This window comes from Streptomyces sp. NPDC028305 (genome assembly GCF_055569495.1).
Genome location: NZ_JBVHTN010000003.1, coordinates 1 through 15,859 on the forward strand (window position 1 = coordinate 1; position 15,859 = coordinate 15,859).

13 protein-coding genes are annotated in these 15,859 nt (G+C 68.7%); 8 read left to right on the plus strand and 5 right to left on the minus strand.

All coding sequences use genetic code 11. From position 1 onward, the window contains the following. Nucleotides 1–326: 326 nt before the first annotated feature. The 3 genes from ACZ4WQ_RS11395 to ACZ4WQ_RS11405 form a co-directional block, all read right to left on the minus strand. A complete protein-coding gene (locus tag ACZ4WQ_RS11395) occupies nucleotides 327–752 on the minus strand; it encodes an SDR family NAD(P)-dependent oxidoreductase (protein WP_385349164.1) in 426 nt (141 codons plus the stop codon). 80 nt (nucleotides 753–832) lie between these two features. Beyond that, nucleotides 833–1,498 (minus strand): SDR family NAD(P)-dependent oxidoreductase, encoded by a 666-nt coding sequence (locus ACZ4WQ_RS11400; RefSeq protein WP_398372705.1) that lies wholly within the window; start codon nucleotides 1,496–1,498, stop codon nucleotides 833–835. Between the two features lie 74 nt (nucleotides 1,499–1,572). Next, the gene (locus ACZ4WQ_RS11405) at nucleotides 1,573–2,100 is read right to left on the minus strand and encodes a MarR family winged helix-turn-helix transcriptional regulator (RefSeq protein WP_398372703.1); all 528 of its coding nucleotides are present in this window, start codon (nucleotides 2,098–2,100) and stop codon (nucleotides 1,573–1,575) included. 766 nt (nucleotides 2,101–2,866) lie between these two features. Between ACZ4WQ_RS11405 and ACZ4WQ_RS11410 the strand changes: the two genes are divergently transcribed. Beyond that, entirely contained in the window at nucleotides 2,867–4,933 is a 2,067-nt protein-coding gene (locus ACZ4WQ_RS11410; protein WP_398372701.1) for an ATP-binding SpoIIE family protein phosphatase, read from the plus strand. A 30-nt stretch (nucleotides 4,934–4,963) separates the two neighbouring features. Here the strand turns inward: ACZ4WQ_RS11410 and ACZ4WQ_RS11415 are convergent, their stop codons facing one another. Continuing rightward, entirely contained in the window at nucleotides 4,964–5,935 is a 972-nt protein-coding gene (locus tag ACZ4WQ_RS11415) for a LacI family DNA-binding transcriptional regulator (RefSeq protein WP_398372699.1), read from the minus strand. Nucleotides 5,936–6,042: 107 nt separating this feature from the next. Here ACZ4WQ_RS11415 and ACZ4WQ_RS11420 point away from each other — a divergent pair, with 107 nt between their 5' ends. The 4 genes from ACZ4WQ_RS11420 (at nucleotide 6,043) to ACZ4WQ_RS11435 (ending at nucleotide 11,310) form a co-directional block, all read left to right on the plus strand. After that, a complete protein-coding gene (locus ACZ4WQ_RS11420; protein ID WP_385349178.1) occupies nucleotides 6,043–6,276 on the plus strand; it encodes a hypothetical protein in 234 nt (77 codons plus the stop codon). 142 nt (nucleotides 6,277–6,418) lie between these two features. Further along, nucleotides 6,419–7,990 (plus strand): purine-cytosine permease family protein, encoded by a 1,572-nt coding sequence (locus ACZ4WQ_RS11425; protein ID WP_398372697.1) that lies wholly within the window; start codon nucleotides 6,419–6,421, stop codon nucleotides 7,988–7,990. A 59-nt stretch (nucleotides 7,991–8,049) separates the two neighbouring features. Then, nucleotides 8,050–10,857, plus strand: a complete 2,808-nt coding sequence (locus ACZ4WQ_RS11430; RefSeq protein ID WP_398372695.1) for a hypothetical protein — start codon at nucleotides 8,050–8,052, stop codon at nucleotides 10,855–10,857. Nucleotides 10,858–10,863: 6 nt separating this feature from the next. Beyond that, nucleotides 10,864–11,310 (plus strand): RbsD/FucU family protein, encoded by a 447-nt coding sequence (locus ACZ4WQ_RS11435; protein ID WP_358843430.1) that lies wholly within the window; start codon nucleotides 10,864–10,866, stop codon nucleotides 11,308–11,310. 57 nt (nucleotides 11,311–11,367) lie between these two features. Here ACZ4WQ_RS11435 and ACZ4WQ_RS11440 read toward each other — a convergent pair whose 3' ends face one another. Continuing rightward, nucleotides 11,368–12,075 carry a GntR family transcriptional regulator gene (locus tag ACZ4WQ_RS11440; protein WP_398372692.1) on the minus strand — a complete coding sequence of 236 codons (708 nt, stop codon included), beginning with the start codon at nucleotides 12,073–12,075 and terminating at the stop codon, nucleotides 11,368–11,370. A gap of 186 nt (nucleotides 12,076–12,261) precedes the next feature. Between ACZ4WQ_RS11440 and ACZ4WQ_RS11445 the strand changes: the two genes are divergently transcribed. The 3 genes from ACZ4WQ_RS11445 to ACZ4WQ_RS11455 are packed head-to-tail and all read left to right on the plus strand — an operon-like array spanning nucleotide 12,262 to nucleotide 15,816. After that, entirely contained in the window at nucleotides 12,262–13,551 is a 1,290-nt protein-coding gene (locus ACZ4WQ_RS11445) for an alpha-L-fucosidase (RefSeq protein ID WP_398372690.1), read from the plus strand. Then, a complete protein-coding gene (locus ACZ4WQ_RS11450; protein ID WP_398372688.1) occupies nucleotides 13,538–14,890 on the plus strand; it encodes an ABC transporter substrate-binding protein in 1,353 nt (450 codons plus the stop codon). Before ACZ4WQ_RS11445 ends, ACZ4WQ_RS11450 begins: the two co-directional genes overlap by 14 nt. Continuing rightward, entirely contained in the window at nucleotides 14,890–15,816 is a 927-nt protein-coding gene (locus ACZ4WQ_RS11455) for a carbohydrate ABC transporter permease (RefSeq protein ID WP_311721573.1), read from the plus strand. Before ACZ4WQ_RS11450 ends, ACZ4WQ_RS11455 begins: the two co-directional genes overlap by 1 nt. The last annotated feature ends 43 nt before the right edge of the window (nucleotides 15,817–15,859 follow it).

The window sequence follows — 15,859 nt, forward strand, 5'->3', positions numbered from 1 at the left end:
CTCGAACAGACCCCAGAAACGCCAAGATCCCGCCCGATCAATCAGATCGGACGGGATCTCGTGAACCATTCTCGAGCTAACTCAAGAACAGCCGCGTACTCGGGCGTTGGCGGTGTCCCCCGTACGGGATCCCGGCCTGCTGAGGGCCGTCAGCGCATGGCCCGGGGATGTTGGCCGTGGTGTCAGGCTCCGGTGAGGGTGCGGGAGATATCCATGAGGTGCTGGGTGCTTGTGGTGCTGAGATCGATCGGTGTGCGCTGTTCGAACTTCCCGGGCCTGCCCGAGTAGAGGGGCGCGCATGATGTCGGTCTTCGCCGCGCCCGCGTTCACCACGCCTGCGGCAAGGCCCGGGGTGGTGTGAGTACGACCGGCCGCTCGGCGCGGTGCAGGGCGGGCAGCAGGAGCTGGGTGAGGTGGTAGCGGCTGAGGTAGTTGACCGCGAAGAAGGGGTGCAGGCCGTCGACCGTGCGACTGTCCTGGTTGGTGAGCACGCCGGTGGTGTGGACGAGCGCGTCGAGGTGGTCGTGCTGGTCGAGGATGCGCCTGGCGGCGTCGCGGTCGCCTTCGTGGGTGGACAGGTCGGTGGCGAGGAACGAGGCCCTGTCGGCGGGGGCGTCGAGCAGGGTGAGGGCGGCCTCGCCCTTGCGCGGGTCTCGGCCCAGCAGGACGAGGCGGTGGCCGTCGGCGAGGAGGTCGCGGGCGGTCTGGAGACCGATGCCGCTGTTGCCTCCGGCGATGAGGATGGCCTTCATGGTGCTCCGGGAGAAAGGGCGGGCGACCGCCGGCTGACGGCGGTGTGAGCCGGCAGCCGCCCGAGTGCCGTTGCGGGGGCTCAGTTGCCGATGAAGTGCTCGGCCTGGTCGCGGCTGACGTGAAGGTTCCAGTAGTCCAGCGCGATGTCGTCGGGCGAACGGTGGGGGACGCCTTCCGGAGCCTCGGTGCCGATCATGAGGTTGATGGCCACGTTCGCGGCGTAGATGCCCTTGTCGGCAAGGGTGTTGTGCAGGTTGAGCGCCCAGTTGCGCTGGCCTGCCTGGGCGATGTTCGCGTCGGCGAGCATCGGGTACGGGGTGAGGGCGCCGCCACCGGTGGTGAACAGCAGGGTGCCGGAGCCGGCTTCGAGCATTCCGGGCAGCACGGTCTGAGCTGCGGTGACCGCACCGTAGAGGAGGCTGTCGATCAGCGGGCGCAGTACGTCGACGGTGACGTCCTGCGGCGCGGTCATGGTCAGCCCGGCGTGGGGCGAGAACTCCAGGACGTCGATCCGCCCGAACCGGGCGATCGCCCGCTCCAACGCGGTGGCGAGCTGGGCGGAGTCGGCCACGTCAGCGGGGAAGCCCTCCGCGGTGATCCCGGCCTCGGCGAGCTCGGCGACCAGCGCGTCGAGCTTGTCCTTGCTGCGGGAGACGAGGGCGACGTCGAAGCCGTGGCCGCCGAAAACCCTGGCGATGGACAGGCCGAGACCGGGTCCGGCTCCGACGATGGCGATGGTGGGCATACGTGCTCCTGGACAAGGGGGTGGTGTGGCCCTGGCCGGACGGCCGGGGAGGGCGGGCCGGAGGCGTACCGGCGTCAGTCGCCGTCGGCCGGCGACGGCGTGCCGGGCGCCGGCCAGTCGGTGGGACACGGGGCGTGGAGAGCGCCGAGGATCCGCTGGGAGACAGCACCGAGCTGGCGCTGTTGCGCCTTGGTCAGCGGGTCGAAGACCCAGCGGCGCACCGCTTCAACGTGCACGGGGGCCGCTTCTTCGACCTTGGCGACACCCTCGTCGGTGAGGGTGGCCAGCGTCGAGCGCCCGTCGGCAGGATCGGGGTGACGGCGTACCCAGCCACGCTTCTCCAGTCGGATGACCACGTTGGACAGCCGCGAGAGTGTGCTGCCCGCGTACTGGGCAACCTCGCTCATCCGCAGGGTGCGCTCCGGGGCCATCGACAGGGCGGACATCACCACGTAGTCGAAGTGTGAGATGCCCGCATGCCGCTGCATCTGCGTCTCCAGCGCGGCCGGGAACTGCGTCAGCACATAGGCGAACGCGTACCACTGCTGCTGCTCATCGCCGTCGAGCCAGCGCGGCTCGACAGCGTCCGGTGCGTCTTCCATGCCGCCAATGTACTCCAAGGTTGGAGTGAATGCCGCCGCTGTGTCACTTCAAGCGTGAAGCGATCTGGTGCGACTCTCACTTCAACCTTGGAGTTCTCACGAGCGCATCCCCGCAGACAACCGAAGGGCCCTACTACATCGACGCCGACGACGAAGCCGGCCGGCGGGCGGACATCGCCGAGGGCCGCCCCGGAGTTCCGCTCCGGCTGCGTATCACCGTCCTCGGCGCCGCTCAGGGCAAACCGGTCCCGGTCCCCGGCGCCACGGTCGAGGTGTGGCACTGCGACGCCCTCGGGTACTACTCCGGACACCTCGCAGGACGACCTGGTCTACCAGTCCGCGGGGGGGTGCGGACCTGCTCCTGGACGTGAGCCCGGTGGATCCCAGCCGACTGGAACAAGGACTCACCGCGTCATTCACCCTGACCGTAGCCCTCCCCTGATACCTGCCGTGCCGCCGCGCCCCTGGGAGCACAGCACTCATCATTCCAGGGCCGCATTTTCCTTCGCATTGGGAATTATTTGCATCCACCCTCCAACTACGGGCGGTGACCACACGAAGCTTATTGTTTGCAATTGACGTCGGAAACTTATTCAACCCCGCAGGACGGAAAACCATCCGTCTGTTAGCGTGTGAGAAGTAACCGGCCTTCCCAAGAAACTCCACGCACGGTCGACTATCTCCAGCGTCATTCAGGTTCCCCTCGCGGCGCATGAACCAGGGGACTCGCCTCCAGGCAAGGGAGACAGGCAAGGGAGAGCAGGATATGGCGATCACCCTTCGAAGGGACGAATGGGTAGTCGCGGTCCTCGTCGGGTACATAGCGCTGTTCTCAGCCCTGGTGGTCGAAGTTTCGGGCAACGGCCTCCTCCGGTGGGCTCTGTACGCGACGGTCGCACCTCTCGTGGCCGCCGCGTTGCTGCCGCTCCGGCACACCCTGATGATCAGCGTCCTCTCCCTTGCGGCGGCCGCCTGCATCTACGGCGTCGCCTTGCCCGTCATCTCCGTAGGCGGCCGCGTCGTAGTCATCACGGGTGTAGCACTGGCGGGGGTCATCAGCGTCGCGGTGTGCAGGGTCCGGATGCACATCATGGTCGCCCGACATCGACTGTCTCTGCTGAGCGAGGCGAGCGAGCACCTCGGCAGAACGCTGGACGTAACGCAAACCGCTCGGGAACTGGCGGAGGTTACCGTACCCGCATTCGCGGATTACGTCAGTGTGGACCTCTTCGATGCTGTCCTGAAAGGCAGAGAGCCCCCCACCGAACCATTCACGGAGCCCATCGCGCTGCGCCACGTCGCCCACCGTCCCGATCCCCCAGGACGCACCGACGGCGAGTTGAAGGCTGAGAGGAACAAGAAGGAGGAGGGGCTCTGGGGCGTATCGCTCCCCGCGCGCTACCTGACCGCGTGCGCACCCGCACGGGCGAGCTACGTAGACACCACCGATATCGAGCGCTGGCTGGCGCGGGATCACACCGTCCAGAAAGACGCATATCGCATGCGCTCAGCCATCGCTGTTCCGCTGTGCGCCGGAGGGAGGGCCCTGGGTACGGTGACGCTTCTGCGGCATCGGCCGCCCCGCCCATTCGACACCGACGACCTCGCTCTCGCCGCGGACATCGGGACACGGGCCGCAATCTGCCTGGACAACGCCCGACGGTACGCCCGTGAACGCGACACCGCGCTGGTCTTGCAGCGCAGCCTCTTGCCCAGACACATGCCCGAACTCGCCGCGGCCGAGATGGCGAGCCGATACATCCCGGCGAGCCACAGCGCCGGCATGGGCGGCGACTGGTTCGACGTGATACCGCTGTCCGGCGCTCGCGTCGCGCTCGTCGTCGGTGACGTCGTCGGGTACGGACTGCACGCCTCGGCCACCATGACCCGGCTGCGTGCCGCCGTGCGCACACTGGCCGACATCGACCTGCAACCCGACGAACTCCTCACCCACCTCAACGACGTCGTCCTTCGGCTCAGTACGGAAAGCAGACCCGTACACGAGGCCGTGGGTGCCCCGGATACCGACGACACCGCAGGAGAGGTGGGAGCAACCTGCCTCTACGCGGTCTACGATCCCATCGCCGGCCGCTGCACCCTCGCGAGCGCCGGCCACCTTCCACCCGCCATCGTCACACCGGATCATGACGCCCAGATCGTTGACACTCCCTTGGGCCCTTCCCTCGGCCTGGGGAACCTACCTTTCGAATCAGTGGACGTGCACGTGCCGGAAGGCAGTCTCCTGGCCCTGTACACCGACGGCCTCATCCGCGAGCACCACGGCGACCTGGAGAGCGGACTCCAGGAGCTGCTGCAAGCACTGAGCATCCCGGAGCCGTCGCTGGACGAACGGTGCCGGGCCGTTCTCGGCGCACTGCTCAACGACCAGCCCGCCGATGACGTGGCCCTGCTCATGGCACGCACCCGAGTCCTGGACGCCGACCACGTCGCCACCTGGGACGTCCCGACAGACCCCGCCGCCGTCGCCGACACCCGCGCGCACGCGTCCGACCAACTCACCGCATGGGGGCTCGAGGACGCAGTCTTCACGACCGAGCTCATAGCCAGTGAGCTGGTCACCAACGCCATCCGCTACGCGCAGTCCCCGATCCAGCTCCGCCTCATCCTCGAAGAGCACAGTCTGATCTGCGAGGTCTCCGACGGCAGTACCACCACCCCCCACCTGCGGCGGGCCCGAACCTACGACGAAGGCGGCCGCGGTCTGTTCATCGTCGCCCAGCTCGCCGAACGCTGGGGCACGCGACACGGCCGTCATGGCAAGACGATCTGGGCGGAACTGATCACGGGCCCGGCTCCGGTCACTCTGCCCTAGGGGTGGCGGCTGGACGTGAGCGCTCGACACTCAGCCGCTGGAACCGCGGACCACGAGCTCGGGCTTCAGGACGACATCACCGCTGCCGCCGTCAAGGAGGCCGAGGGAGGCCTCGACCATGCGCTCGGCGGTCGAGCCCAGGGTGGTGAGCCCCGGCGCGGCGGTGTCGGAGATGTACGTGCCGTCGAAACTCGTGATCGCGTACTCGGCGGGCACGCGTTTACCGGCGTGCTGAAGCGCCGTCAGCAGGCCGAGCGCGACGGTGTCAGCGGTGCAGATGATCGCATCTGTGTCGCCGGGGTTCTCGAGCAGGAGCTGTGCCGCGTCGATGCCGCTCGCCACTGTGAAGTTCGGCATTTCCAGAACCCGGTCGTCCGGCCCGGCGAGCGCGCGGAACGCGGTGGTGCGCTCGATGCTCGACGAGGAGTCTTCCTGGGCGTCGACCATCAGGATGCTGCGGCGGCCCCGCGCCCGCAGGTGATCCACGAGCAGGCGGACCCCCGCCGCGTTGTCGAGCCGTACCGACGGCGCTTCGACGCCTCGTGCGCGGCGGTCGACCTGCACGACACGGTTGGACCGCGCGAGCTCCGTGATCGCCGCGCCACTCCGCTCGAACGCCGCAGGCACCACGAGTACCGCGTCCACCAGCACCCGATCCATGGTGCCGAGCTGGCGCTGCTCGGTCTCCGGGCTCTCGTCCGTGTCGATCGTCACCAGCCGCTTGCCCTCAAGATCCAGGCGGCGCGAGTACGCCGACACCAGCTCCGCGAAGTACGCGTTCGCGATCGCCGGAACGACAAGCGCCAACGAATCCGTCGACTGTATCCGCAGCGCTCGCGCCGCGGCGTTCACCCTGTAGCCCAGTTCCTCGCATGCGTTCCGCACCCGCAGCGCCAGCTCCGGATCGACGTTGCGCTGAACACCGGAGAGCACACGGCTCGCCGTCGGCACCGACACCCCCGCGCGCAACGCCACGTCCTTCAAGCCGATGCGCGCGCCCATCCTGATCTCCCCTGGTTCCTGGCCGTGGATGCTATCAGGGGGGTCTCGGCGACCCGTTGACGCGGCAGGGGCCAGCGTGCTTAGGTTCGGAAATGGTTTTCCCGACGATGAGAGTACCGCGCGACCGCGCGCCGCACGCCCCGGGGGGCGGCGGACGGGTGCTCGTCGTCGGATCGGTGAACCTCGGCCTCGGCCGCACGCCGCCGCGTCTGCCGCGCGGAGGCAGGGGCGCGCACCAGGCCCTCGCCGCCCGCCGCCCCTGCGCCGACGTCACCCTGCTCGGCTCCGGCGGCGTTGTCGTCCCCGTACAGGGCGGATTAGCGGTCCACCCCACCGCCTAGCGGTCCGCCTCACCGCCGCACACGCCTCCGCCGCGACCGCGATGCCCCCTCCGCGCACGCCGCACGTCGCACGCGAACCCATGACTTCCCCGAACACCACCCGCCCCTCCCCACATCGCTATACATCGAAAGGCGCCCTTCCATGAGCAATGAGGCTCAGCAAGGTCGTAGAGGCACAACCGTCGAATCGAACGGCGTCAATCCCGTTCCCGATGCCGAACGGCGAGGGAAGCCGAGCGGCCTGTTCCCTGTGTGGTTCGCCTGGAACATCTCGATCCTCGGCATCAGCTACGGCATCTTCGTCTTCGGCCTCGGGCTGAACGTCTGGCAGACGATCGTCGCCGGGACCGTCGGCTACCTCGCCTCGTCCGCCCTCGTGGGCATCCTCGCGGTCGGCGGGCCCCGCACGGGACTGCCGACCCTCGCCCAGACGCGCTTCGCGTTCGGCCTGAAGGGCAACAGGATCCCCGCGTTCTTCGCCTACCTGTCCAATATGGGCTGGAAGGTGACGATTATCACCCTTGCCTCGACCACCGGCGCGAACCTGTTCGCGAAGCTGTGGCCGTCGGTGTTCGCCGACGCGGACGGGTCGAGCGCCACGTTCACGATCGTGCTGTGGTTCGTGCTCGTGCTCGCCGTGACAATGACGGTCTCCGTCCTCGGCCATGAGTTCATCATGAAGGTCGAGGTCTGGATCTCGTGGGTGACCGGCATCATGACGGTCGCGTTCCTCGGGTTCATGGTGCCTGAGATCGAGTGGGCGCACCTCGGTGACACCCCCGCGGGCGGCCCGCTGGTGTTCATCGGCGGCATCATCATGGCGATGACCCTCGTCGGCCTCGGCTTCCTCAACTACGGCGGCGACTTCGCCCGTTACCTCCCGCGCGACACCCCGGCGCGCGGCGTGATCGGCTGGACGGTCGCCGGGCTCAGCCTGCCGGTCGTCATCCTCCTCGCCGTCGGCGCGCTTCTCGTCGGCGGGGACTCGAAGCTCGGTGCCGCCACAGCGTCCGACCCGATCGGGGCGCTCACCGAGCTCCTGCCGATGTGGTTCTTCGTTCCCTTCTCCATCGTGATCGTCATCTCGCTCGTCTCGGCGGCCATCACCGGCATGTACAGTTCCGGCCTCGCGCTCATGGCGGTCGGCGTACGGCTGCGCCGCTCCGTGACGACCTCGATCAACGCGATCATCATCGCGGCGGGCGCCTTCTACCTGCTGTTCATCTCCACCTCGTTCCTCGCGACGTTCCAGTCGTTCCTGTCGCTCATCGCCGTGATGATGGGCACCATGGGCGGCATCCAGGTCGTCGACTTCATACGGCAGCGCCGCATGGGCTGGAACACCGACATGGCGAACCCGCGTGGCTACGGCGGCCGCGACGGGCGCTGGACGGCGATTCTGAGTCTGATCACCGGAACCGTTGTCGGTCTCGGCCTCGTGACCAGCTCCGACCCGAACTTCGGGAAGATCACGGGATTCCTCCTCACCGAGAGCGGCCGCACCGGCGTGTTCGGGTCGAGCGGGCTCGGCATCGTCATCGCCTTGGCGCTCGGCGCCGCGCTCTACGGGATCCTCACGTTCGGACTCCGGCTGGACCCGAAGCCCGACTACTCGCTCGTGACCGCGGGAGACGCCACTCGCGGGGAGGGCGGGCTCGAGGTTCCGACTCCCGACGCGGCCGGCAGGCATGCGGCCGACCGCACCGAACGCTGACCGACCCGTGGCGGCGAGGCCCACGCGGGTCTCGCCGCCGCTCGAGGAGCTGACCCCCTTTGTCCGCACATGAGACCTCGCTCCAGCGATTCCGGAACCCGGACCCGTGGCATGCGCCCGCCGCCTACTGGTTCTGGCATCGGCTGCCCGACAAGGACACGATCCGCGCCCAGGTGCGGCAGATGTACGACGCCGGGATCCGGAGCTTCCAGGTGCAGGCGCGGCTGTCGTACCCGATCGAGGGTTACCTGGACGACGACTACCTCGCCGCGTGCCGTGCGGCCGTCGAGACGGCCGCCGAGTTCGGCATGATCGTCGGCATTTACGACGACTACAACTGGCAGACCGGTCACGCGGCGGGCCGGGCCGTGACCGGGCATGACGAACTGCGCGAACGGCACATGTTCTGGGTGCGGATCCCCGCGGGCGCGAGCGAGGGCTCGCTCAGCGGGATCCGCTCGGCGACGGAGAACCTCGGCCCCGCCGCGATGGACTGGCACTACGAGGGCGGCGTCGTCGCCTGGGCCGACTGGCGGGTCGAGTACGCGCTGGTCGTGGAAGGGGAGCAGGGCGTGGCCGCCGAGCGGCCCGAGCTCGTCGACCGCGCGGACGGCACCGCCGACAGGTGTCGTGTCCGCCTCATCGACCCGGTGCCCGACGGCGCGGAAGCGATCGTGTTCGTCTCCGCCCGCTGCGCGACCTCCCGGCTCGTGAACCCCGTCGACCCGGTCGCGGTCGATCGCTTCATCGAGGCCGGCTACCAGCCCTTCGCCGACGCCCTGGGCGACTTCTTCGGCTCCACCGTCGCCTACATGTTCTTCGACCAGCCGCACGCCGTGTACTACGACTGGGCGGAGCGCACAGGCGATCTGCGTTCGGCGATGCCGTTCCACGAGAGCCTGGCCGTCTCGATCCGGGAGCGCTGGGCAGAGCGGACCCCCCACGTGCTCGCCGCCGTACTCGACGGGGACGAGCCGGAGCGGCTCAGCCTTCGAGCCCAGTTCTACGAGCACTTCAGCGGCTACGCGATGGAGACGTTCCTCGGCAAGCTGCGCACCTGGAGCCACGCCCACGGCCTGCGTCAGACCGGCCATGAAGTCCTCGGGCACGTCGGAGGCTGGGCGCTCGACACCGCGTTCACCAACTGGGACCTGCGCGTGAACTTCGGACTCGACCACTTCGGCGTGGACGGTTACCGCGACCTCACCGCGGTGGATGCGCAGGACGCCCTGGTGCAGCTCAGCCCCGTGTTCGGCGACTCGGTCGCCCGCCACCACGGCCGCGGCGGGACGATGGTCGAGCAGTACTTCCTCACCCCGCCCGAAGGTGGGACCCCGTGGTCCGGCCACTGGGGGCTGACCCTTCAGGAGCTGCGCACCACGGCGATCAACCACCATCTGCTGGGCATGCGGCAGATGGTCTTCCACGGCTTCTATCAGACCCACGGCCATGGAGACGATCACGAGTCGCTGCGGAATCCGCGCTTCGACTTTCCCCCGGGCATCAATTTCGAGCCGTGGTTCGCCGATCATCACCTGGGGTTCGCGCTCGAGAGCGCGCGGCTGAGCGAGTTCCTCGAGCCGGTGTCACCGCAGAGCGACGTGGCGGTCCTGTACCCGTTGCGTACGGTGTGGACCGCGGGTCAGCTCGGCGAGCAGGCGTCGGCACTGGGCGAGTGGGCCCGCGCGCTCACCGAGGCCCGGGTGGGCTTCCACCTCGTGGACGAACGCGATCTCGACGCCGCCGCTGTGGAGGAAGGCGCGGTGCGGATCGGGGACCACCGGTACCGGGCGCTCGTGCTTCCCGCCGTGACAACGCTGCGCTCGGCCGCATCGCTGCGCCGGCTTCGCGGCCTGGCCGAATCGGGGGTACGGGTGCTCGCGAGCGGTGCGACGCCCGCTGTCTACCAGGAGGGCCCGCAGACCGCCGTCGAGGACTGGGCGGGCCTCGCCCCGGCCGTGGAGGTGTTCGCCACGGCCCCCGAGGAAGCGGCCCTGCGCGGGCTCGTCGCGCGGCGTGGGCAGACCGAGCCGACACTGCGCGTCCCCGCGGGCTCGCCGGTGCGCTGGCGCGGCGGCCCGGACGCGGCCGACGGCTTCCGCTTCGCGTGCTTCGCCGAGACCGAGGGCACGGTGGAGCTTCTGCTGCCCGACGGGCCCTGGCATATCGAGGAGTGGGAGGCCTCCGACGGCACCGTGCGCACCCTCGAAGCAGCCGAGGGCCCGGTCGTGCTGCGGCTGGAGCAGAACGCGTTGCGTTTGTTGCGCGTGTGCAGGGGCGCGGAGCCCGCTTCCGGCCGGGCGCACGCCGCGGGAGACTCCGAGGCCGCGGCCGGTCACGGCACGCCGGAATGGTCGGCGCCCGAGGAGCTCGAGTCCTGCTGGCTGCTCGAGGTCGCCGAGGACGCGTACGAGGAGGCGGGTACCCGCCGCGACATCGCGGTGACGTACGGCTGGGAGCGCCAGGGCCTTCCGGCGTTCGCGGGCACTGCCGACTATGTGCGGCAGATCGAGCTCGACGCGCCGGTCCCCCTGAAGCTGACGCTCCCGGCTGTCGCCGGAGCTGTGATCGTGTCCGTGAACGGCGTGCGTGTGGGGGCGCGCGCCTGGACGCCGTACCGCGTCACGATCCCCGCTGACGCCCTGCGGCCCGGGGGGAACGAACTCCGCATCCGGGTCGCGCCGTCGGCGGCCAACCGCTACTACGCCGGGACCGGGCTCCGCGCCGAGCCCGAGCCGTGCGGACTGCTCGCGCCCCCGCTGCTGAGCCACGCGCTCGCCAATCCTGACCTCGGTGCGCCCCCGGACGGTTTCGGCTCCGGCCCCCGCGACTCCGGCCCCCGCTCATCCTCGATCACGGAAGGCTGATCCACCTTGCTCAAAGGACTCGACCCCCTCCTCACCCCGGACCTGCTGTACGCGCTCGCGCGGATGGGGCATGGGGACACGATCGCGCTCGTCGACAGGAACTTCCCCGCGCACTCCGTGAACGACCATGTGATTCGGCTGGATGGCACCGACGTCGTCTCGGCGGGCCGGGCGGTGCTGGGACTGCTGCCGCTCGACACGTTCGTCGCCGAGCCCATCGCGAGGATGGGGGTCGTCGGCGACGCCGCCGCCGAGCCGCCGGTACAGACGGAGTTCGTCGCCGCCGCGGAGGAGGCATCGGGCCGCCCTCTCGGGGTGGAGACGGTCGAACGCCACGCGTTCTATGCGCGTGCCCGCTCCGCGTTCGCGGTGGTCATCACGGGCGAGGACAGGCCGTACGGGTGCTTCCTGCTCACCAAGGGCGTGCTGCCGGAGTTCTCTCCGGAGCGTTGATCCCTGCCGCCGAGCCGTCACCCTCCGCTGTCGAGGTGCGCGAGCTCGGGCGTCCTGTCAGGAGTCGCCGGTGTTCCTCAGGCGCGACCTCGACGCCTCCAGGTGGTCGTGCATGGCGCGCGCCGCGGCCTCCGGGTCCTTGGCGCGGATGGCGTCGAGCACCGACTGGTGCTCGGCGACGGCCTCACCGGCGATGCTGTGCCGGAAGTAGAGGCGGTAGCTGTGGGTGTGCGCCCGGAACCGGCGTAGCGTGTCGGCAATGAGCGGGCTGCGGCTCGCCTCGGCGATCGCGTTGTGGAAGGCGGCGTCGAGCTCCGCGAAGCCGCGATACGCCTCGTAGGTGTCGCCGCGCAGCGGCGGTCTCATCTGCTCGAGCGTGCGGTGCATGTCGGCCAGTTCGGCCTCGGTCGCGTACCGTGCCGCGCGTTCGGCGGCGGCCGGCTCGAGGAGCAGGCGGATGTCGTAGAGGTCGTCCAGGGCGGTCCGGTCGAGCAGGGGGGCGACCAGGTAGCCGGCGTTCGGCCGGCGCACGACCAGGCCCTCGGACTCGCATCGGGCGAGGGCTTCGCGGACCGGCGTCTGGGATACGTCGAGCTGGCGGGCGAGCCCGGCGATCGACAGCTTCGTACCGGGCTCCAGATCGTGATCCATGAGCAGGGTCATCAGCGCCTGGAAGACGGACTCACGAACGTTGATCTTGACCGATCCACGGGAACCCGAGCTGTTCGTCGCGGCCGCGACCGTCAGCCGCATGGGCTCACTCATCAACCCTCCACATCGTCGATCACTGAATCTACGCGCTTGACGCCGATCCATCAGGAGGACGGCTTCGAACGTTGTGAAATCTTCGCGACGCCTGGTTGACGCCTGATCGGAACACCTGCATCCTCAATCAGAATCGTATCGTATCCGATCCGGGATCAAGATCCTCTCGATTCGGAGGGTGCCCTCATGTCAATCCCCGACTGGTTCGGTGAAGCGGCCTTCGGGCTCTTCGTCCACTGGGACCACGCCAGTCAGCAAGGCGTGGAGATCGGCTGGCCGCTGGTCGGCCATTCGATCCTGCCGGGCCGTACCGAGCCTGAAGCCGACATCACGGTCGCGCAGTACCAGTCGACCGCCGCGACCTTCGATCCGCACCACTGGGATCCGCGGGCGGTCGCCCGCCTCGCCCGCGCCGCGGGTGCGCGCTATGTCGTCTTCACCGTCCGGCACCACGCCGGCTACTCGATGTACCACACCGAACACTCGGACTTCTCCATCGCGGCATCACCGTACGGACGTGACATCACCCGCGAGTTCTTCGACGCGCTGCGCGCCGAGGGCCTTCGGGTCGGCGTCTACTACTCGCTGCTGGACTGGAACCATCCGGACTACCCGGCTTTCACCGACGCCGACCGCCCCTATCCGCACGACCGGTACCGCCGGCCGTCGCCGGAGCGGTGGGCGCGCTACATCGACTACGTCAAGGGACAGCTCACCGAGCTGCTCACCCGGTACGGGACGATCGACCTGCTCTGGTTCGACGGGGAGTGGGAACGCACCGCGGAGGAGTGGCACGCCGCCGAGCTGCGCGAGCTGATCAAGTCGCTACAGCCGGAAGTGATCATCAACGACCGGCTGCCGGGCCAGGGCGACTACGCCACTCCCGAGCAGGGCATGCCGCGCCGTCCGCCGGGCGGGCCGTGGGAGCTGTGCCTCACCATGAGCGACAGCTGGGCGTACCGGCCCGACGACCTGGACTACAAGAGCCCGCGCCTGCTCGCCGGCTACCTCAGCGAGGTCGTCTCGCGCGGCGGCAATCTCCTGCTCAACATCGGGCCGCGCGGTGACGGGTCGCTTGTGCCGACCGAGGTGGCCGTACTCAAGCGGCTCGGGGCCTGGCTCGCCAGCCACGGCGAGAGCCTCTTCGGCGCCGGGCCGGCGTCCGAACGCCTCGACTTCCACGGCCCCGCCACCCAGCACGGCGACACCATCTACCTGCACCTGCTGCTCCAGCCGCAGGACCTCCTCGTCGTGCGCAACGTGCCGATCGGCTCGGTGGCCGGCGTGCGCATGCTCGGCACCGAGCAGCCTCTGGAGTACTCCGTCAATGAGGAAGTGCACAAGGCCAACGGCGCCGAGGACGAGCCCCTCGGCGAGCTCTTGATCACCGTGCCGCCACCGACCGGCGCCCTCATCGATGTCATTGCCATCGAACTGTCCAACTCCCGGAAAGACGAGTCACGTGCGGGCCTTTAACACTTCCAAGGCGGCCAGGCGCGCCGTCGTCCTGCTCGCGGCCGCGAGCATCGTCTCGGCGTGCGGCACCGGTCCGGGCGCTTCCTCCGGCGACGGCAAGTCGCTGCGCATACAGATACCCGCGGGGCCGATGGCCGACCGGATGCAACAGGTCGGCAAGGACTTCGAGAAGGCCAACCCAGGCACCAAGGTCACCTTCGAGAGCGTCGACTCCAACAGCTCCCGCGGCCCGAACGTGGCCCTGCTCAGCTCGACCGCCACCCCGGACATCGGCTACCTCCAGCGCAGTACCGGCGTCTGGTCGGCGCTGCTGAAGAACAAGCAGCTCACCCCGATTGATGATGTGTGGAACGCCGCTGGTCTGGCGGACAAGTACGCCAAGAGCCAGACCGACTACTACACGACCAACGGGCATCACTACGGCGTTCTCTACGAGGAACTGCTGATCGCCCCGATCTATTACAACAAGGCGGCGTTCGCCAAGGCCGGCGTCCCCGACCCTGCCGATCACCAGGTTGCCTCCGTCGCCGAGTTCGAGTCCATGGTGGCCAAGTTGAAGGCCGCAGGGTACGAGGGCCTCGGCGTCGGTGGGTCGAGCCCGTACGACCTGGGGCACACGCTCGACGCGCTGCTGCCCACCGCGGTGTCGGAGAGCGACTACCAGGCCATGCTCACGAACTTCAAGCCGGGGTCGCCGACGAACGTCAAGTACACCGACGCGGGCTTCGTGAAGGTACTGCACACCATCCGGGACTGGCAGAAGAAGGGCATCTTCCAGAAGGGGATGCTCGGCATGGACACCACACAGGCCCAAGCGCTGTTCACCAGCGGCAGGCTCTCGATGCTCCAGGGCGGCAACTACAGCTACGCGGACCTGAAGGCCGCCAAGCCGTCGTTCGACATGGGCTGGTTCCTGCTGCCGCCGCTCACGGAGGGCCGCAAGACGCCGTTCAACGCCTTCAACGGCGACACCCTCGTCATCCCGGCCAAGGCGGCGAACCCGGGGCTGGCCAAGAAGTTCCTCAAGTTCTTCATGACCGACAAGTACCAGGTCAGCGTGGTCGCCGCCAGCGGCTCCCTGCCGGTGTTCACCTCGATCAAGCCGTCGAGCCTGTCGAACCTGGGCGACCTGGTGCAGCAGCAGTTCGAGCTGTCCAAGTCCGTCGGAGTGGTCAACATCTGGGACTCGACCGTGCCGTCCACGCTCGGCCAGTCGTTCGCGGTGCCGGTGCTGCAGAAGCTCGTCTCCGGCAAGCTGACCCCGCAGCAGGCAGCCCAGGAGTTCCAGACCGGGCTGGAGAACCTACAGTCCGGCAAGGTCTCCGGGGCGACGGACTGATGGCCGCCCAGGAGATCCCTCCAGTTGCCGCCCGCGCCACCGCCCGCGGGCCGCGCGAAAAGGCACAGAAGTTCCCGATTCTGATCATCGCACCGGCGCTGGTGCTGATGACCCTGCTCATCGCCTACCCGGTCGCGGAGTCGGTGCACATCAGCCTCGGCTCATGGGACGGCATCGGATCCGTCACCTACCGCGGGCTGGCCAACTACCGGCGGCTCATCAACGACTCGCTGGTCCGGCAGTCGATCGTGACCAGCCTGGTGTTCTTCGTCGGCACCGTGGTCTGCACCGTGGTGATCGCGACGTTGCTCGCCAACGCGATCAACCGGAAGGTCCCCGGCGCCCGCTTCTTCAAGACCATCTGGTTCCTGCCGGTGATCGTTCCGGTCAGCGTCGCGGGCGTCTTCTGGTCCAACTCGTTCCAGCCCTCCACCGGCGTGGTGAACACGGTGCTCGGTTCACTCGGACTCGGCGACGCACACACCTGGCTCGCGTCGCCGACGAGCGCGCTGATCGTGACGATCTTCGTCGCGGTGTGGACGCAGACCGGGTACGCGATGCTGATCCTGCTGGGCGCGATGGACACCATCTCCCCCGAGGTCCACGAGGCGGCCACGCTCGATGGCGTGTCGGAGGCCGGACGGCTTTTCCGGATCACACTGCCGAACATCGTGCCGATGCTCGGCACGGTCACAACCCTGATGTCGGTGTTCTCCTTCAACGCCTTCGGCATCATCTACGCGATGACCCGGGGCGGGCCCGGCAACGCCACGAGCATCCTGCCGGTGCAGGTCTACAAACAGTCGTTCATCGACCAGGACTACGGCTACGGCTCCGCCACCGCCGTCGTGACGACGCTGATCGTCAGTGTCATCGGCGTCGTGGTCCTGCAACTGTTCCGCCAGCAGCGGCTGGACGCGCGATGACGGCCCCGACGACACCGGCTCGGCGCGCCGGGACCCGGACGGC